14 protein-coding genes are annotated in these 18,451 nt (G+C 72.1%); 8 read left to right on the forward strand and 6 right to left on the reverse strand.

All coding sequences use genetic code 11. The annotated features are described in order from the left end of the window. Window positions 1–79 precede the first annotated feature (79 nt). From ONA70_RS07225 to ONA70_RS07235, 3 genes are all read right to left on the reverse strand, one after another. The gene (locus ONA70_RS07225; RefSeq protein ID WP_265005552.1) at window positions 80–1,678 is read right to left on the reverse strand and encodes a flavin monoamine oxidase family protein; all 1,599 of its coding nucleotides are present in this window, start codon (window positions 1,676–1,678) and stop codon (window positions 80–82) included. Between the two features lie 121 nt (window positions 1,679–1,799). Further along, window positions 1,800–2,753 carry an SIS domain-containing protein gene (locus tag ONA70_RS07230; RefSeq protein ID WP_265005553.1) on the reverse strand — a complete coding sequence of 318 codons (954 nt, stop codon included), beginning with the start codon at window positions 2,751–2,753 and terminating at the stop codon, window positions 1,800–1,802. Between the two features lie 13 nt (window positions 2,754–2,766). Next, window positions 2,767–3,840 (reverse strand): hypothetical protein, encoded by a 1,074-nt coding sequence (locus tag ONA70_RS07235; RefSeq protein ID WP_265005554.1) that lies wholly within the window; start codon window positions 3,838–3,840, stop codon window positions 2,767–2,769. Window positions 3,841–3,973: 133 nt separating this feature from the next. Between ONA70_RS07235 and ONA70_RS07240 the strand changes: the two genes are divergently transcribed. From ONA70_RS07240 to ONA70_RS07255, 4 genes are read left to right on the forward strand one after another with little or no spacing between them, the layout of a single operon-like run. Next, window positions 3,974–5,083, forward strand: a complete 1,110-nt coding sequence (locus ONA70_RS07240; protein WP_265005555.1) for a polyamine ABC transporter substrate-binding protein — start codon at window positions 3,974–3,976, stop codon at window positions 5,081–5,083. Then, entirely contained in the window at window positions 5,084–6,007 is a 924-nt protein-coding gene (locus ONA70_RS07245; RefSeq protein ID WP_265005556.1) for an ABC transporter permease, read from the forward strand. Then, entirely contained in the window at window positions 6,000–6,770 is a 771-nt protein-coding gene (locus ONA70_RS07250; RefSeq protein WP_265005557.1) for an ABC transporter permease, read from the forward strand. Before ONA70_RS07245 ends, ONA70_RS07250 begins: the two co-directional genes overlap by 8 nt. Then, complete coding sequence (locus tag ONA70_RS07255) at window positions 6,767–7,825, forward strand: ABC transporter ATP-binding protein (protein WP_265005558.1); 1,059 nt, start codon at window positions 6,767–6,769, stop codon at window positions 7,823–7,825. The genes ONA70_RS07250 and ONA70_RS07255 overlap by 4 nt, the downstream gene beginning before the upstream one ends. A gap of 46 nt (window positions 7,826–7,871) precedes the next feature. Here ONA70_RS07255 and ONA70_RS07260 read toward each other — a convergent pair whose 3' ends face one another. Further along, entirely contained in the window at window positions 7,872–8,522 is a 651-nt protein-coding gene (locus ONA70_RS07260) for a TetR/AcrR family transcriptional regulator (RefSeq protein WP_265005559.1), read from the reverse strand. A 120-nt stretch (window positions 8,523–8,642) separates the two neighbouring features. Here ONA70_RS07260 and ONA70_RS07265 point away from each other — a divergent pair, with 120 nt between their 5' ends. Genes ONA70_RS07265 through ONA70_RS07275 form a run of 3 tightly spaced genes read left to right on the forward strand, consistent with a single transcriptional unit; the run spans window position 8,643 to window position 12,799 of the window. Continuing rightward, window positions 8,643–9,941 carry a glycosyltransferase gene (locus ONA70_RS07265; protein WP_265005560.1) on the forward strand — a complete coding sequence of 433 codons (1,299 nt, stop codon included), beginning with the start codon at window positions 8,643–8,645 and terminating at the stop codon, window positions 9,939–9,941. After that, a complete protein-coding gene (locus tag ONA70_RS07270) occupies window positions 9,938–11,383 on the forward strand; it encodes an NAD(P)/FAD-dependent oxidoreductase (protein ID WP_265005561.1) in 1,446 nt (481 codons plus the stop codon). Before ONA70_RS07265 ends, ONA70_RS07270 begins: the two co-directional genes overlap by 4 nt. 9 nt (window positions 11,384–11,392) lie before the next feature. Beyond that, a complete protein-coding gene (locus ONA70_RS07275; RefSeq protein WP_265005562.1) occupies window positions 11,393–12,799 on the forward strand; it encodes an aminobutyraldehyde dehydrogenase in 1,407 nt (468 codons plus the stop codon). A 43-nt stretch (window positions 12,800–12,842) separates the two neighbouring features. Here ONA70_RS07275 and ONA70_RS07280 read toward each other — a convergent pair whose 3' ends face one another. Both ONA70_RS07280 and ONA70_RS07285 read right to left on the reverse strand, forming a co-directional pair. After that, a complete protein-coding gene (locus tag ONA70_RS07280) occupies window positions 12,843–14,471 on the reverse strand; it encodes a glycoside hydrolase family 10 protein (protein WP_265005563.1) in 1,629 nt (542 codons plus the stop codon). A gap of 97 nt (window positions 14,472–14,568) precedes the next feature. Continuing rightward, on the reverse strand, window positions 14,569–16,758 hold the full coding sequence (locus tag ONA70_RS07285; RefSeq protein WP_265005564.1) for an FUSC family protein: 2,190 nt from the start codon (window positions 16,756–16,758) through the stop codon (window positions 14,569–14,571). A gap of 388 nt (window positions 16,759–17,146) precedes the next feature. On the opposite strand from ONA70_RS07285, the gene ONA70_RS07290 reads away from it, so the two are divergent. Next, on the forward strand, window positions 17,147–18,436 hold the full coding sequence (locus tag ONA70_RS07290; protein WP_265005565.1) for a D-alanyl-D-alanine carboxypeptidase family protein: 1,290 nt from the start codon (window positions 17,147–17,149) through the stop codon (window positions 18,434–18,436). The last annotated feature ends 15 nt before the right edge of the window (window positions 18,437–18,451 follow it).

Raw genomic sequence — 18,451 nt, forward strand, 5'->3', positions numbered from 1 at the left:
AGCGGGCGGGTGCTGCCTCACCCCGGCCGGAGCCGGATGAGGCAGCACCGTCACACACCTGTCGCTGGTACCGCGTCGGTCATGGGCCGGCAACCTCCTTGGCGGCGCGCTCGCCGGACTCGACCGCCCCGTTGAGGTAGCCGAAGTACTCGACCGAGGTGTGCTCACCCGCGAAGTGGACGTTGCCCTCACGGACGGGCTCGATGCCGAAGAAGCGGGTGTACTGGCCCGGCTTCTGGGCCGAGTACGCGCCCTTCGACCAGGGATTGAGCGGCCAGGCGTCCCGGTAGGCCTTGCCGTTGTAGGCGGCGGTGACGCCGGGGAAGATGGGTTCCATCTGGTTGAGGAACGACGTGACCTGGGCGGCCGGCGCCGCGCCGAACGCCGCGCCGGTCCAGGCCTTGGTCTGGCTGCCGCCCGGAAACTCGCAGAGCACTCCGGTGGTGGTCGGCTGGTTGACCGCGTCGTCCCAGGCGCACTGGAAGCCGGTGACGTTGGTGTAGGCGACGCCGCCGTAACCCTGCGCCACCCACGGCCGGCTCTTGAACTGGACGTGGATCTTGGCGTTGCTGCCCAGGTCGAACTCGTTGATGGAGCGCATCTTCACCGTGGAGAACCCGGCCCGGGACAGGTCGCAGTCACGCAGCATGGTGAAGGGCAGGGCGAGGATCACCTTGTCGGAGGTCACGTCGACGTACGCGGCGCCGGCCTGGAACGTGCACGTCACCGAGCCGTTGGCGTTGGCCTTGACCGCCACCAGCTTGCGGTCCAGCGTCACCGTGCCGGCCGGCAACTGGGCGACCATGGCGCTCAGCAACTGATCGTTGCCGCCGATGATCGTGTACTTCTCGTCGCCCCCGGTGATCGGGTTGAGCGAGTTCTGCGAGTTCCAGGCGAGCAGGTAGATGAGGTTGAGCGCGGACTGCTGGTCCGGGTCCATGCCGTACTCGGCGACGACGTTGCTCTGCATCAGCTTGGCGAAGCGACTGGAGAGACCGCCCGGGATGTTGGCGTCCAGCCACTGGTTCACGGTCTGGTTGTCCAGCGCCAGCCCCGCCGCGGTGTAGTTGTTGTAGGTCTGCGGCCACGGCGCCGCCTGCTGGGCCGCCTTGAACGCCTGGTACACCTGCCCCCAGTCGGCGTTCGCCGCGCTGTAGGGGTAGTCCGCGCCGTCGATCCAGTACTTGTCCCCGCCCGGTGGCTGGTTGCCGCCGCCCACCTCGCGCAACGAGAGCCCGAGGCTGTTGGCGAGATTGCGGATCGTGTTGTGCTCGGTGTTGATGAACGCGCCGCCGTGCTCGACGACCACGCCGTCGTCGAAGAAGCCGCGCAGGCTGTAACAGCGGCCCCCGATGCGGGAGCTGCCCTCGTACACCGCGGCCCGGATGCCCTTGACCTTGTAGAGCCAGTGGGCGGCGCGGATGCCGGCGAGCCCGGCCCCCACGATGGTGACCGACGGCGGCGCGGCGGCAGCGGCGGGACGGGACAGGCCGGTCGCCGAGGCGACCGCCGCGGCGCCGACGACGGCGGCACCACCGAGCAGCTTGCGGCGGGACAGGCCCGCGGCGGCCATCCCGATGACCTCGTCGACCGGGATGCCGGTCCGTTCGGATTCGGCGTGCGCGGCGAGCGTGGCACGCAGGCGGCTGGTGAGTGGTGTTCGACCTCTGGAACCCATGACTGACCTCCGGTCGCGAGCGCCTGAGCTGGCGTGCCCGCAATTTAAAGCCGGATTCAGTAAGACAGTCAAGAACTTCACTGGCCTGTAACATAGCGGCCAGTGGAAGCTGATCTCTGTTTCAGGAGCGGGCCCACCACCGGGCGGCCACGAGCTCGGCGACCAGCGTCTCGGTGAGCAGGCGTACGGCCCGGTCGTCGTCGCCGTGATAGCGGATCACCGCCGCCGCGCCGGCCACGTCCGCACCGACGGCCAGCACGGTGGACCTCCGCTGTCGCAGCCAGTCCAGCGCCGGCGCGTCGTACTTGGACCCGGGGAAGAGCAGCGCCCGGTAGTCGAGGGTCTTGGTGAGATAGACGTCGACGTGCGACCAGTCACCGGTCTCGCAGCCGTCGGCGGGACGGCGGGGCCCCTCACGGACCATCAACGCCGACTGCAGCGCGGAGGAGAGCCGTTCGGCCGGCGCGAGGGTGTAGAACCCGTGCGGGCCGTCCAGGAGTTCGGCGGCTCTCGGCAGCCATCCGTCGCGCCGGTTGAGCAGGTCCTCGGTGGCGTCGGCGGCGCGCGCGGCGAGGCCGGCGACGTCCCGACGTTCGGTCAGTCGGGCGACCAGGGCCAGCAGCAGCACCAGGGTGTGCTGGAAGGTCCGACACGCCACGCCGCCGGTCTCGGCCCCGGCGTGCATCGGGACGACGAGGTCGGCGACCTTCGCCAGCGGGGAGTCCGGTGCGTTGGTGAGCGCGACGAGCCGGCCCGAACCCTGGTAGCGGCGGGTGGCGTCGAGGGTCTCCTGGCTGGTCCCGGTGGCCGAGATGGCGACCACCAGTGTCCGTGGCCCCGGCGGATAGGCGGTGTCGGTCGAGGCGTACTCGGCGACGGCGTCGATGCCGGCGGCGCGCAGCCGCCGCGCGGCCATCTCGGCCGCGTAGCGCGAGCTGCCCATCCCCAGCAGGAGCACCCGCTCGACCGGATCGGGCAGCCCGTGCCAGACGTCGCCGGCGGCGAGGATCGCGGCCAGGCGGCGGAGCGACTCCGGCTTGGCTTCCAGGTCGGCCAGGAACAGGTGCGGGTCCACGGATCTCCTCGGTCTAGTCGTACCAAGAGCGCAGTACGCCCATCGGGGCGTACCGCCAGCGGGGCAGGAACCGGGCGGCGTAGCACAACTCGCGGCACTCCTGCTCGACCTCGAACGGCCGCAGCAGCCGCTCGTCGAACAGGTGCGCCATGCCGCGTTCGTCCAGGGTGCGGAGGTAGGCGGCGAGAAGATCGTCGACCACACGTCGGCACCAGTCGGCCACAGCCGAACGGTGTCGGCCCTCCGTCCGCCGGTCGGCGATCTGCCCGACGTGCAGCAGGCTGGTCCGCAGCTGCGCCACGTCCCGCGCGGCCGGCTCGGTGGGAGCGCCGCCGGGCGCCGCGACGGTCGGGTTCCCGTCGAAGTCCGTCACCGCGAGCCCGTCGCGCCACCGCAGGATCTGTCCCACGTGCAGGTCACCGTGGGGCGGGATCACGTACGCCCGGTCCACCTCGCGGGACCGCCGGATGTCGGCGGCGAGTCGGGGCACCCGGGCGGTGAACCAGCGGGCCTCCTCGTCGCCGGCGGCGCCGACGAACCGGTGCGCCTGGTCGAGGACGGCCAGGCCGTCGGTCACCCAGTCCCGGCGGCGCACCTCGACCGGCGCCGGGATGATGCCGGACGGCGTGGCCAGGGCGCAGTGCAGCTCCCCGGCCAGCACCCCGAGGTCGCCGGCCAGGTCGGCCGGTGGCCCGCCGTCGAGCTGGTCGAGCAGGGCGTCCACGCACCAGTCCCACCCGTCGGCGGCATCCGGCAGGAAGCGGGTCACGAGTGCCGCCAGCCCGGCGTCCGGCCCGTCGCGGTAGACGGCCGCGTACGGTGTCGGCGTACGGGTGAAGCCCCCGGCGACGAGATGCGCCAGCAGGTCGGGGGCCCGGTCGAGGAACACCGCGCCGGCCGCCGGTCGCATCCACTTCACCACCACGCGCTCCCCCACCACGACCGAGGTGTTCGTCTGGTCGACCGTGATCGGCCGCTCCCCGAGGGGGCCCCGGGCGAGCGGAACGAAGTGGCGCACCCGCAGGCCGGTCATGGCGCGGCTGGTGGCAAGGGCCTCGACGAGCGCGGCGGAGGCACCCGTCGGCACTCGGTCATCTGTTGAATCCAAGTTCAGTTTCCGACGTAAAAACTCAGCTACAAAAGGCAGCATGAGTCTTGCGCACGTTGACGTGCGTTGCAACACTCCGGTTCACTGTCTCGACTCTCGACAGGAGTGCCGCGTGTTGCCGTTCAGACCTGCCCGGCGTACCGCCGTCCCGGCGGCCCTCGCTGCCGGCCTCGTGCTCGCCCTGACGGCGTGCGGCGGCGCGGACGACGCCGGCGCCGCGGGTGCGGACACCCTCGATCCCAACGCCGACCTGAGCAAGCAGAAGATCACGGTCTCCAACTGGGACGGCTACATGCCGGAGGATCTTCCCGCCAAGTTCAAGGCGGCGAAGGGCCCGGCGGTCACCGTCACCAAGCACGCCACCAACGAAGAGATCATGGCGAAGCTGACCGCCGGCGCGGACAGCGGTATCGACGTCGCGTTCGTCTCCGGGCAGTTCGCCCAGGCGCTCGCCGAGCAGGGCCTGGTCGAGCCGATCCACGCCGACCTCGTGCCCAACCTCAAGAACCTCTACCCGGAGGCCGGGCAACTGGCCTACGACAAGGGCAACAAGTTCTCCGTGCCGTACACGTGGGGCACGACCGGCCTGTGCTACCGCACGGACCTGACCGGCTACACCCCCGACAGTTGGCAGGATCTGCTCTCGCCGAAGCCGCAGCTGGCCAAGAAGGTGACCATGATGGCCACCGAGCGTTGGCTCATGCTCCCGGCGCAGAAGGCGCTCGGGTTCTCGGCGAACACCACCGACGCCGACCAGTTGGCGGAGGTGAAGCAGAAGCTGCTCGAGGCGAAGAAGACGCTGCTGGCCTACGACGACACCACGTTCGGCGACCGGCTCAAGTCCGGCGAGGCCGCGCTGGTCGAGGCATGGGACGGCTGGTGCCCCACCGACGACCCGAAGATCAAGTTCGTGGTGCCCAAGGAGGGCAGCGACCTCTGGGTGGACACCATGGTCATCTTGAAGACGTCGAAGAACAAGGAGGCGGCACACGCCTTCATCAACTACATCCTCGACCCGGACAACCACTCCTGGGCCGCCGAGAACATCCTCTACAAGGTGCCGAACGCCGCCGCCATGGCCAAGGTCGACGCCAAGCTGCTGGGGACGCACCCGCAGCTGAAGACGGCCCCGGCCGAGCTGCTCAAGGGCGAGGTCCCGGTCGACCTGGGTGAGGCCGCCACGGCGTACACCCGGATCGCGACCGAGGTGTCGGCCGGCTAGATGAGCTCCACTCTCGCCCCTCGGCGCGCCGCCCGTACGGACCCCGGTCCGCACGGGCGGCGCGCCCCCCGCCGCGAGCGGCTCGTCGGACGACTGGCCACCCTCGGGCCCGGGATCGGCTACCTGACCGTGTTCATGCTCGTACCGCTCGCCCTCGTGCTCAGCTACACGCTGTTCCACCGGGGTCGCTTCGGCGGGGTCGTCCACGAAGCCTCGACGGAGAACTTCACCCGGGTCGCCGACGGGCTCTATCTCGGCGTCATCTGGACCTCGGTGAAGCTGGCCGGGCTCACCACGCTGCTGGCGTTGCTGCTCGGTTATCCGACCGCGTACCTCATCGCCCGACTCCCCCGCAGTTGGCGCACGGTCGCGCTCGTGCTCGTGGTCCTGCCGTTCTGGACCAACTTCCTCATCCGGACCTACGCGTGGATCATCCTGCTCAACAGCGAGGGCGTGCTCAACCGGGCGCTGACCGGGGTCGGGGTGATCGACCGGCCGTTGGAGCTGCTCTACACCCCTGGCGCGGTCGTCGGCGGTCTGCTCTACGCCTATCTTCCGCTGATGGTCCTGCCGCTGTACTCGGCGATCGAACGCCTCGACCCACAACTTCGCGAGGCGTCGGCGAACCTGGGCGCCCGGCCGGCCCGGACCTTCTGGTCGGTGACCCTGCCACTCACCCTGCCCGGAGTGCTGACCGGCTGCGTCTTCGTGTTCGTGCCCAGCCTCGGCAACTTCGTCATCCCCGAACTGCTCGGCGGCGGCCGGACGGTGATGGTCGGCAACCTCATCCGCGACCAGTTCCTGAAGGCACGGGACTGGCCGTTCGGATCCACCCTCGCGCTCACCGTGATCGCCCTGCTGGTGCTGCTGCTCATGGTGCAGGCGTGGGCGGCCCGACGACTGGCCGGTGGGAACCGTGCGTAGATTCAACTGGCTCTACATCCCGGCGGGCCTGACGTACCTCTTCCTCTACCTGCCGATCGTGGTCCTGGTGATCATGTCGTTCAACGCCGCCGACACGCCGTACCGGTGGGACGGGTTCGACACCGCCTGGTACGGGCGCCTGTTCGCCGACCGGGCGGTGCGCGAAGGGCTGATCAACACGCTGGTCGTCGCGACCGGCGCCACCGCGCTGTCCGCGGTGCTCGGCACCCTGCTCGCCGTCGGCCTCGCCCGGCACACCCGGTCGAAGCTGCTCGACGCGATCGCGGTGGCGCCGGCCGTGCTGCCCGACATCGTGCTCGCCATCGGGCTGCTCGCCTTCTACACCGCCGTTCAGTTCACGTTGGGCCTGCACTCGATCCTGCTGGCGCACGCGGTCTTCGGCACGGCCTTCGTCGCAGCCGTGGTACGCACCCGGCTCGCCCACGTCGACGGGTCCCTGGAGGAGGCCTCCCGCGACCTGGGCGCCACGGCGCCGCAGACCTTCGTCCGGATCACCCTCCCGTCGCTGGCCCCGGGCATCGTCGCCGGCGCGCTGCTGGCCTTCTCCCTGTCCATCGACGAGTTCGTCATCGCCTTCTTCACCGCCGGCCCGCAGGACCCGACGCTGCCCATCGTGATCTATTCGATGGTGCGTTTCGGCGTCACCCCCGAGATCAACGCCCTAGCCACGCTGCTGCTGGCGGTCAGCTTCACGTTCGTGATCGCGGCCCAGCGCCTGTCCCGTCTCACGGAGTCCTTTTGAGCGACCACCACGCCGGCGAACCCCTGGTCAGCATCCGGTCCATCAGCCGACGCTTCGGCGACGTCCGCGCGCTGGAGCAGGTCAGTCTCGAGATCCGCCAGGGCGAGTTCTTCGCCCTGCTGGGCCCGAGCGGCTGCGGCAAGACCACCCTGCTGCGGATCCTCGCCGGCTTCGAGCACCCGGACAGCGGGTCGGTGACCCTCGACGGCGCCGATCTGCTCGCCGTCGCGCCGCACCGGCGACCGGTCAACCTGATGTTCCAGTCCTACGCGCTGTTCCCGCACATGAGCGTGGCCAGGAACATCGCGTACGGGCTGGAACGCGAGCGGCTGCCGAGGAGCGAGATCCGCGAGCGGGTGGACGAGGTCCTCACCACCGTCGGCCTCACCGGCCTGGCCCGCCGCCGACCGCACCAGCTCTCCGGCGGCCAGCGGCAGCGCGTCGCGCTGGCCCGGGCCATCGTGAAGCGGCCCCGGCTGCTGCTGCTCGACGAGCCGCTGTCCGCGCTGGACAAGAAGGTGCGCGCCGAGATGCAGCTGGAACTCAAGCGGTTGCAGCACGAGGTGGGCATCACCTTCGTGGTCGTCACGCACGACCAGGAGGAGGCGATGTCGCTGGCCGACCGGATCGCGGTGATGAGCGAGGGCCGGGTGCGTCAGGTCGACGCTCCGGTGCCCCTGTACGAGCGGCCGGCCGACCTGTTCGTGGCGGACTTCATCGGGGCCAACAACCTGATCAGCGGGGTGGTCACGGCCGACGGCCTGCGGGTGCCCGACGTCGGCCTGCTGCCGTGCCCCGCCGTCCCGGACACCGTAGGCGTCGCGGCGACCCTGGCGGTGCGCCCCGAGCGGGTCCGGCTGGGCGCCGACGGCGGGCTGGCCGGGGTCGTCCGCGACGTGACCTTCTTCGGCGGGACCACGCGGGTGGCGGTGGACGTGGCCGGGCTCGACCGGCCGCTGCTGGTCACGGTCGCCGGCGCGGCCGCCGTCGGGCTCGGTGACAAGACCCGGGTGGACTGGTCGGACACCGACGCGGTGCTGCTCGACCAGACGTGACGCGCCGCCGGGCCGGACGACCCGGGGCGCCCGGCCCGGTGGCGGGTCAGGCCGTGGGCTTGCGGGCGCGCGGCGACCTCGCCGGTTCCTCGGGCGCCTCCAACGGGTTGCCGGTGACCAGCCGGGCGTACGACAGGATCAGCTCGACCGCCTCGGCGGCGTGCAGGGTCGGGTGCCGGGCGACGATCCGGTAGCCGTACGCGTCCTCGAGCGCCACCAGGTTGCGGGCGATGGTCTGCGAGTCCGCCGCGAGCGTGAACACGCCCTGGGCCGCGCCGACTTCGAGGATCATCTGGTACATGGAGACCTGCCGGTCGTAGAGCGTGGTCAGCAGGGCGGCGTAGACCCGGTTGCGACCGGCCGCCCCGCCGAGTTCGCAGAGCAGGCGCACGTCGGCGTCCTCGGCGTCGGTGGGCAGTCCGGAGCGGATGGTCAGCACCAGCTTCCGGACCGGGTCGGAGATGTCGGCGATCTTCTTCACCCGCAGCTCGTAGAAGCGCTCCATGCCGGCGTGGTGCGCTTCGAGCAGCAGGTCCCGCAGGTCCGGATAGTGGTAGAGCACCGCGCCGGAGGTGAGGCCCGCCTGTTCGGCCACCTGGTTGAGCAGCACCGTGTCGGTCCCGTGCTGGACCATGGCCCGGCGCGCGGCCTCGATCAGGTCCTGGCGGCGCTCGGCGCGGGACTTGCGGGATTTCATACGGGCACCGATCCGAAGTACGACGTCAACACTCTCCCCAACACCATAGTCCCTGCGTATTGACTGCCGAGCGGGGACCTTGTTGAATTTCGATTCAACAGCCACCCCCCTGGAGATGCGATGTCTCAGCTGACGGTCCTGTTCATGCCCGAGAGCGCGTACGGCCCCACGAACAACTGCATCGGCATCGGCGACGTGCTACGCCGACGCGGGCACCGGGTGGTGTTCGCGGCCGAAGCGTCGTGGCGGGGCAAGCTGACCGCGCTCGGCTTCGAGGAGGACCTCATCGACCTCGCCCCACCGGCGGAGGACGCCGAGGAGCAGGACGCCGGCCAGTTCTGGAAGGACTTCATCCGCGACACCGCGCCCGAGTTCCGCAAGCCGACGATCGAGCAGCTCGACACCTGGGTCAAGCCAGTGTGGATCGAGCTCATCAACGGCGCCAAGTACTGCCAGCCCCGGCTGCTGGAGATCATCGACCGGGTACGGCCGGACGTCATCGTCGAGGACAACGTGGTCGCCTTCCCCGCGCTCAACACCGCCGGGGTCCCCTTCGTACGGATCGTCTCCTGCAACCCGCTGGAAATGAAGGGGCCGGACGTCGCCCCGGTCTTCTCCGGATACCCGGCCGCCGACCGCTCCGGGTGGGCGGCGTTCCGGGCCGAGTACGACCGCGTTCATCGCCCGGTGTGGGAGGAGTTCGACGCCTGGGTACGGGAGCAGGGCGCACCGGGCCTGCCCGACCTCGAGTTCATCCACGAAGGCGACCTCAACCTCTACGTCTACCCGCACATCGCCGACTACACCGACGGCCGGCCGCTCGGGCCGACCTGGCAGCGGCTCGAGTCGTCGGTGCGCGAGACCGACGGCGAGTTCACCATGCCGCCGGAGCTCGCCGACCGGGACGGAGCCTTGATCTACTTCAGCCTCGGCTCGCTCGGCTCCGCCGACGTCGACCTGATGCGCCGGGTGATCGACTCGCTGGCCAAGACGCCGCACCGCTACGTCGTCTCCAAGGGGCCGCTGCACGCCGAGATCGAGCTCGCGGACAACATGTGGGGCGCGGAGTTCCTGCCCCAGACGAAGATCATCCCCCAGGCCGACCTGGTCATCACCCACGGCGGCAACAACACCACGACCGAGGCGTTCCACTTCGGAAAGCCGATGATCGTGCTGCCGCTGTTCTGGGACCAGTACGACAACGCGCAGCGGGTCGACGAGCTCGGCTTCGGGGTGCGCCTCGACCCGTACCGGTTCACCGACGAGCAGCTGCACGGGGCGATCGAGCGCCTGCTCGGCGACGAGGACCTGCGCAAGCGGCTCGCCGCGCACGCCACCGCCATCCAGGCCGCTGACGGCCTGCGGCAGGCCGCCGACGCGATCGAGAAGGTGGCCGCCACGGCCGGGGCCCGTCGTTGACGAACTGGTACGTACCGGCCCGCAACGGCTCGGCCACGACGGCACGGGCGCGGGCCCAGCAGGCGATCGCCGACGCGGCACCGTTGGTCTTCTGGACCGACCGTCCGGACCGGCCGCAGCCGCGGCCACGGCTGACCGGCGCACACACCGCCGACCTCGTGGTGATCGGCGGCGGGTTCACCGGACTGTGGGCGGCCATCCTGGCCAAGCAGGACGACCCGGCCGCCAACGTCGTGCTCGTGGAGGCCGAGCGGATCGCCTTCGGCGCCTCCGGACGCAACGGCGGGTTCGTCGCCGACTCGCTCACCCACGGCCTGTCCCACGGCACGTCGCGGTGGCCCGAGGAGATGGCCACGCTCGTCCGCCTCGGCCGGGAGAACCTCGCCGCCATCGCCGAGGCCGTCGAGCGGTTCGGCATCGACGCGGGCCTGCGGCTGTGCGGCAAGACGACGGTGGCGGTCGCCCCGCACCAGGTGGCCGAGCTCGCCGGCCTGGCCGAACTGCACCGGGCGTACGGCGACGACGCCGCCCTGCTCGACGCCGAGGAGGTACGCGCCGACGTGGCGTCACCCACCTACCTCGCGGGCGTGCGACTGCGCGGCGTCGGCGGCCTGGTCGACCCCGCCCGGCTGGCCTGGGGGCTGGCCGCGGTCGCCGAGTCGCTCGGGGTGACCATCCACGAGGACACCAGGGTCACCGGCTTCGACCGATCCCGCACCGGGGTCGTGGTGCGCACGGCCGACGGACGGATCAGCGGTCGCCAGGTGGTCATCGGGACCAACGCCTATCCCCCGCCGCTGCGGCGACTGCGGCACTGGATCCTGCCGGTCCACGACTACGTCCTCGTCACCGAACCGCTCGACGACGCGCAGCGGACGCGGCTGCGGTGGCCCGAGGCGCAGGGCGTCACCGACGCCGGCAACCAGTTCCACTACTACCGCCTCACGGACGACAACCGGATCCTCTTCGGTGGCTACGACGCCATCTACCGGTTCGGCAACCGGGTGGACTCGACCCTCGACCAGCGCGACGCCACCCACCTGCTGCTCGCCCAGCACTTCGCGGAGACCTTTCCCCACCTCGACGGGGTCCGGTTCACCCACCGCTGGGGCGGGGTGATCGACTCCACCACCCGGTTCACCCCGATGTTCGGCACCACGCGCGACCGGCGGATCGCGTACGCCGTCGGCTACACCGGACTCGGCGTGGCCGCGTCCCGCTTCGGCGCGCAGGTGGCACTGGACCTGCTGGCCGGCCGGGACACCGAACGGACCCGGCTGCAGATGGTACGGCGGCGGCCGGTGCCGTTCCCACCGGAGCCGCTGCGCTACCCGGTGGTGGAGATGACCCGCCGCGCACTCGCCGCGGCGGACGCGCACGACGGGCGGCGGGGGCCGTGGCTACGGCTCCTGGACCGGTTCGGTGTCGGTTTCAACAGCTGAGGAGCGACCGTGGCCATCCTGACCAACCCCGCGACCGGTGCCCTCATCGGCGAGGTCGCGGACACCGACACCGCAGACGTCGCCGCGCGGGTGGCCACGGCGCGGACCGCCTTCGAGCAGTGGCGTGACGCCACCCCGGCGGAGCGTTCACGGGTCCTGCTGCGACTGGCTGATCTCGTCGAGCGTGATGCCGAGGAACTGACCCGCCTGGAGGTCGAGGAGACCGGGAAGCCGGCATCGGTGATGCGCGACGGCGAGCTGCCGTTCGGTGTGGACAACCTGCGGTTCTTCGCGGGCGCGGCGCGGTCGCTGGACGGGACGGGCGCGGGCACGCTGTCCGCCGGCTACACGTCGCTGCTGGTGCGCCGGCCCGTCGGGGTCGTCGGCTCGATCGCGCCCTGGAACTTCCCGCTCATCATGGCGATCTGGAAGATCGGTCCGGCCGTGGCGGCCGGCAACGCGGTGGTCATCAAGCCCGCGCCGCAGACGCCCCGCACCACGCTCGCGCTGGCCCGACTGGCCCAGGAGGCGGGCGCGCCCGCGGGTCTGGTGCAGGTCGTCACCGGCGGCGCCGACGTGGGGACGGCCCTGGTCGCCGATCCCGGCGTGGACATGGTCAGCGTCACCGGGTCGACCCGGACCGGCCAGGAGGTGATGCGTGGCGCGGTGGCCGGGCTCAAGCGCGTGCACCTCGAACTCGGTGGCAAGGCCCCCGCGATCGTCTTCGACGACGCCGACCTGTCCGAGATGGCGGCGGGGGTGGCCATGGGCGCGACGTACAACACCGGCCAGGACTGCACCGCCGCCACCCGGGTCTACGTCCAGCGTTCCGTCTACCAGGACGCGGTCGGCGCGCTGGAGGCCGCGCTGGCGAAGGTACGCACCGGCGACCCGTGGTCGACCGAGACCGACATCGGCCCGCTCATCTCGGCAGGCCACCGGGGCCGGGTGGCGGACTTCGTGGCCCGCGCGGCAGCCGGCGGCGCCACCGTCGCCGTCGGCGGTTCGCCCGCGGACGGGCCCGGCTTCTTCTTCCCGCCCACCCTCGTCGTCGGTGCCGAGCAGCGCAGCGAGATCGTGCAGGGCGAGGTGTTCGGACCGGTGGTCGTGGTGCTCGCCGTCGACGACGAGGACGAGGCGGTGCGGCTGGCCAACGACAGCCGGTACGGGCTCGCCTCGTCGGTCTGGACCCGCGACGTGTCGCGGGCCCTGCGCGTCAGCCACCGGCTCGACGTCGGCGTCACCTGGATCAACGACCACCTGCCGATCGCGTCCGAGGCACCGCACGGTGGCGTCAAGGGCTCCGGCTTCGGCAAGGACATGAGCCAGGAGTCGGTCGCGGAGTACTCGGTCACCCGGCACCTGATGATCAAGCATGCCGCGGCCGACGGCCGTGACTCCTTCCGCCCGGCCTGAGGTCAGATCGGATCATCAGCACAATCGTGGCCGGCCGGATCGCCTACTGCGCGGGTACGGACGCCGGCGGGCTGAGCGGGCCCTCGTTCCCGCTGCGATCCAGCCCGGAGACGCAGTAGGACTGCGACTGTCCGTCCGGAGCGGTACGGTCGACCCACCCGGTGCCCCGGGCGGTGCCGACGAGCCGGGCGACGGTGCCGTCGACCCGGTAGACGGCGTAGCTCGTGGCCTCGTTTCCCCGCCAGGTCAGCGCGATGCCGCCGGTGTCGTCCCGGCCTACGTGGGTGAGCGCGGGGGCGGCCGGCGGCGCCGCCGTCAGCTGGGCCATCGGGGGCAGCAGTGCCGGGGCGGCGTAGTGCGCCTCGCTGTAGCGGCTGACCGCGCCGAGCTTGTCGGCGCGCACCTGCCGGGCGCTGAAGTGCACGCTCCCGCTCACCCCGTACCGTCGGTTGAGGGCGAGCTGGCGGTCCAGCTCGGCCGGGTCGCGCCAGGCGCCGCGCTCCCCCACCCGGTAGTCGGCCTGGCCGATGTAGAGCTGCACCCGGGTGCCCTTCACCGTGGCCACCCACCACGGCAGCAGCTTCGCGTAGTCGGCCTTGCCGAACCCGATGTGCCAGTAGAGCTGCGGCACGACGTAGTCCAGCCACTGCTCGCGTACCCAGAGACGGGTGTCGGCGTAGATGTCGTCGTAGCTCTGCAATCCGGCCGTCGCCGAGCCGGCCGGATCGGTGCGCTTGTTGCGCCAGATGCCGAACGGGCTGATCCCGAACTTCACCCATGGCTTGATCGCCTTGATCCGCTCGCTCATCTCCCGGACCAGCGTGTTCACGTTGTCCCGCCGCCAGGCGTGCTTGTCCGCGAACCCCCGGCCGTAGCGGGCGAACGCCGCGCCGTCCGGGAAGTCCTGCCCGGCCTCCGGGTACGGGTAGAAGAAGTCGTCGAAGTGCACGCCGTCGACGTCGTACCGCTGGACCGCCTCCAGCATCGAGTCCTCGACGAACCGGCGCGCCTCCGGGATGCCCGGGTTGAAGTAGAGGCGGCTGCCGGGCCGGTCGGCGCTGGGATAGGTCACCACCCAGTCGGGATGGTGCCGCAGCGGGTGCGTCGGCGCGAGCTGCTCCAGCCGGGGACCCGGACCCCCCACCGTGGCCGGCTGCCCACCCCGGTACGGGTTGAACCAGGCATGGAACTCCAGGCTGCGGGCGTGGGCCTCGGCGACCATGAACTCCATCGGGTCCCAGCCCGGGTCGCGGCCGTCGCGGCGGCCGGTCAGCCACTGCGACCACGGCGCGTACCGGGACGGCCAGAGCGCGTCGCCGCTCGGTCGCACGTGGACGAAGACGGCGTTGTGGTGGCGCCGCACCGCCAGGTCCAGCCAGCTGCGGAACTCCGCCCGCACGGTCTCGGCCGGCAGCCCGGGCCGGCTCGGCCAGTCGATGTTGTTGACCGTCGTGATCCACATGCCGCGCACCTCGTGCGCCGCCCGGGCCGGTCGGCCGGCGCAGCCGGGGACACCGCCCGCCGGGCCGGCGTCGGCCGCGTCGAAAGCGGCCCGGTCGTGCAGCGACCAGGCACCGACCCCGGCCGCCATGGCGAGCGAGGCGAGCACCGCCACGAGCGTCCGGGTACGACGACGGCGGGCGGCGGGAGCAGGCGGCGCGGCGGCGGGCATTGGGCCAGTCTGCACACTGCTTGCCCGCCGGTGTACCGGTTGGGCCGTTAATTAACGGCCCGCTAAGCCCGTCGAGCCGCCCACGCGCCCACGGTGGTCAGCGCCACCAGGGCCGGCCCGCCGCCACGACCGCCCGGTCGACGGGTCCGGCCAGGTCGTCGCCCACCTGGTCGATACCGCGGAGCCACTCGGCCGCGACCGCCAGTGCCATCGCGGACCCGGCGACCGCCTCGTCGCCGCGCCACCGCCGCAGACAGGTCCACACCGGCGCCCCCAGATCCGGCACCGTGGGCCGGAAGGACGGCGTCCGGCCGTCGGTCAACCGGTCGGCCGACCGCGCCAGGCCACCGAGCAGCGCCTGCTGGGCCGATCGAACCGGCTCGACCAGGTCCCGGCACGCGTCCGCTCGGTAGCCCGACAAGCGGACCGCGTCCCGCATCAGGCTGGCCGCCATGACCAGGTAGTTCGCCCCGGTCAGCAGCGCCACGGCGCTGGTGACGTCGAGCGGCCCGGTTGGCCGCTCGGACAGGTAGTCGGCGAGCGCCAACTCGGCCCGGATACGGGGGCCCGCGGGCGGAGCCGACGGCCGGCCGCCCGCGTCGACGGCCAGCACCTGGTCGAAGGCACGCCGGAGTTGGTCGACGGCGGCCCGATGGTAGGCGGCCACGCTGCGGACGAACTGCCGGCGCGCCCCGTACGGCCAGAGCACCAGGCTGAGCACCACGCTGACCGCCACTCCGACACCGACGTCCGCCAGCCGAATGAGGCCCAGCCGCCATCCCACCGGGGCGAGCAGGTTGAAGATGATCATCAGGTCGAGCGTGAAGGCGGCCTGGCTGAGCAGGAAGCGTTGCGAATTGGCGGTGTAGGCGGACAGGAACACCGCGACGGGAAGCACCGCCCACAGCGGCCCCGGACGGCCGCCGGCCGCGATGACCAGGGCGGATCCGCCGAGGACACCCACCACGTTGCCGGCGATGGCCCGCGCTACCGACCGGGCGGTCCCCAGGGCGTTGGTCCGCAGCACCTGCAACGTGCCCAGCACCACCCAGAAGGCGTGCGGGAGGCCCAGCCGCGCGGCGAGCCACACCGACAACGCCAGGCCCACCGCGGCCCGCAGGCTGTCCCGCAGCGCCGTCGAGTTCGGCGCGGCCGACGACGCCAGCCACCGCAGGCGCCGGTGGCGCGCCGGCTGATCATCGAGGGCCGTCGGCGACCTGCCGCTGCCGATGCCGGCCCTCCGGCCGGTGGCCGCCGAGGCGTTGACCGCCACCGACGTCGACAGGTACGCCAGCACCCGCAGCGTGTGGTCGACGGCCAGGGCGGCGAGGACCTGTTCGGCCGGCGCCGACCGGTCGAGCAACTTCCGCACCCACCGCTCCAGCGCGCGCTGGTGCGCCCGCCGCCGCCGGTCGAGACCGGCCACGTCCGGCTCCCCCGCGGCGCCCTCCAGGGTGGCGGCGCCGGCACGCAGCGCGCCCGACACCGCCTCCACCATCTCTCCCTCGGTCCCGGTGCTGCGCCGGGCCAGGTGGTACGGCCGGTACAACGGGTGACGAACGACGCTCACGAGCAGGTGCAGATCGCCGAGGAGTTCCGCGTACGCGTGCAGCCGACGCCGCGAGCCGACCGCGCGGCTGGCCGTGTCGGCGTAGCGCTCGCGAGCGGTGCCGACCGCCGTGGCCGCCACGTCCCGGAACCGGCTCAGCTCCGGATCGCCCGGGTCGCGCGCCACCACGGCGACCAGGTCCGCCACCGCGCGGCACGCCTCGGCGGCGGCACGGGTCAGTGCCACCGGCCCGGCGCGCGGCAGCAGGAGCAGGCCGGCGACGGTCGCCACGACGCCGGCGAACACCCACCCCGCCACCCGGACCGGGATCTGACCGGCCGCCGGAGGCAGCGTGACGGTCAGCACGAACGACAGGAGCAGGCCCAGCCGTGCCGTGCCGACATGGCCGCCCACCACCGCGGCGAGGAAGGTGGTCACGAGCGCCACCGCGAACATCACGAGCGGGACGGCGACCGCCGACCGGGCCACCACCGTACCGACCGCCACCAGGACCGCTCCCGCCGTCGTGGCCAGCAGGTAGGAGCGCGCCCGTTCCCGGCGGGTGCCGCCGAAGTCACTCATGATGAGCAGGGCGAAGCCGCCGAAGACGGTGAACGTGGCGAACGACTGGTTCCCCACCACGTACCGCCCGAACGCGAACAGACCCGGCAGCACGAGCGCGGCGCGCACCGCGTCCCTCGGCGCGCTGCGCTGCGGATCGCCCAGCAGCGACACCACCCGGTGTACGGCTCGACCGAGGCGCGCACCCGGGCTGCCACCGGCCGTCGCCGACCTGCCAGCTTCGGGAGCCGATGTTCCGATCCGCCCGTGTGGTCCGCCCTCGGTGCCGCCTCGTCGTACCCCACCGGGCTCCGCCATGGCATCTCTGTAGCCAGCCGCGCCCGGGCTACACCTCGCACGGCAACCGATACGGGGAGATCGCGCGTGTCCAACGGTGGGAGACGGATGCTGGCCGGCCCGCTACCCTCCACACACCGGGGGGCGACCGCTGTCGCGGCCGCCGCCGGAACAGCGAACCATCTCGGCCGCACAAAACAGTGACAGGGACAGCTACCCGCCGGCGGAGCCGTCAGGCAGGCCGGCGTGCCATCGGGAAGGCATCAGAATGCTCGACTCCGCGACGACCCAGGTGATCCCGCGGGTCCCGCCACCACCGTCGGGCCGACGTCGCGCGGGCGGTCCCCGGCTGCTGATCACCGGCCTGCTGGCCCTGCTCCTGATCGGTACCGCGCTGGTGGCGGTCGAGCCGCTACGCCGGCCGCTGCCCGCGCCGACGGTCACCCGGACGCTGCCCACGTCGGCGATCATTGCGGGCAAGGCCCCGGCGATGCCGTGGCCCAGGATCGGACAGGCCGCCCTCACGGTCGAAGGGTTCGGATCACTCGGTACGTCGGGCAAGCGCAAGCCGGTGCCCATCGCGAGCGTGACGAAGGTGATGACCGCGTACGTCATCCTCACCGAACACCCCCTCGACCCGGGCGAGCAGGGACCGGAACTCACCGTCAGCGCGGCGCAGGCCGCCGCGTACCCGCGGGAGCAGGCGCGGGGTGAGTCCCTCGTGCCGGTCGTGGCGGGCGCGGTCTTCACCGAGCGGCAGGCGCTCCAGGCCGTGCTGCTCCCGTCGGCGAACAACATGGCGCGGATCCTGGCCGCCTGGGACGCGGGCAGCGTCGAGGCATTCGTCGCCAAGATGAACGACACCGCTGCCGCGCTCGGGATGGCCGACACCCACTACACCGACCCGTCCGGGTACGACCCCGGCACGGTGAGCACCGCCGTCGACCAGGTGATCCTGGCCCGTAAGGCGATGGAACTACCGACGTTCGCGGAGATCGTCGCGCAGAAAAAGGCCACCCTGCCGATCGCCGGCACCGTGAAGAACTACAACACCCTGGTCGGCCGGGACGGCGTCGTCGGGATCAAGACCGGGTCCACCGACGAGGCCGGCGGCTGCCTCGTCTTCGCCGCCGTCGCCACGGTGGGCGGCCGCCGGATGACCATCGTGGGCGCCGTCCTGGGGCAGCCCGGCGCCAACACCCCCGTGCAGCTGGACCGGGTGTTCCGGGCGACCCGCCCGCTGGTCCGCGCGGCCACCGCCGCGATCGCGCTGCATCCGATCGTCCGGGCCGGCGAGCAGGTCGCCACCGTGCACGGGCCGCTCGGCACGGGCACGACGCTGCACGCCGCACAGGACGTGAGCGTGCTGGGCTGGCCCGGCATGCGGGTACGGCTGGACGTCGCCATCCCGGCCGTACCCGCACGGCTGCCGGCCGGCACCGAACGCGGTCGGGTCAGTGCCGCCACCGGCGGCGGCCGGCCGGTGGCGACTGTGCTGCGCACCGGCCCAGGGCTGGCGCCGCCGAGCACCTGGGACCGCATCCGGCACCACCGCTGAGCCGGCGGCGGCCTC

The organism is Micromonospora yasonensis, from assembly GCF_026013475.1.
In the GTDB taxonomy this organism is placed as follows: Bacteria; Actinomycetota; Actinomycetes; order Mycobacteriales; family Micromonosporaceae; genus Micromonospora; species Micromonospora yasonensis.

Excerpts from the sequence above, each read along its gene's own strand:
- ONA70_RS07225 (WP_265005552.1), bottom strand. The coding sequence starts at position 1,678 with ATGGGTTCCAGAGGTCGAACACCACTCACCAGCCGCCTGCGTGCCACG.
- ONA70_RS07245 (WP_265005556.1), top strand. The coding sequence starts at position 5,084 with ATGAGCTCCACTCTCGCCCCTCGGCGCGCCGCCCGTACGGACCCCGGT.
- ONA70_RS07260 (WP_265005559.1), bottom strand. The coding sequence starts at position 8,522 with ATGAAATCCCGCAAGTCCCGCGCCGAGCGCCGCCAGGACCTGATCGAG.
- ONA70_RS07265 (WP_265005560.1), top strand. The coding sequence starts at position 8,643 with ATGTCTCAGCTGACGGTCCTGTTCATGCCCGAGAGCGCGTACGGCCCC.
- ONA70_RS07280 (WP_265005563.1), bottom strand. The coding sequence starts at position 14,471 with ATGCCCGCCGCCGCGCCGCCTGCTCCCGCCGCCCGCCGTCGTCGTACC.
- ONA70_RS07290 (WP_265005565.1), top strand. The coding sequence starts at position 17,147 with ATGCTCGACTCCGCGACGACCCAGGTGATCCCGCGGGTCCCGCCACCA.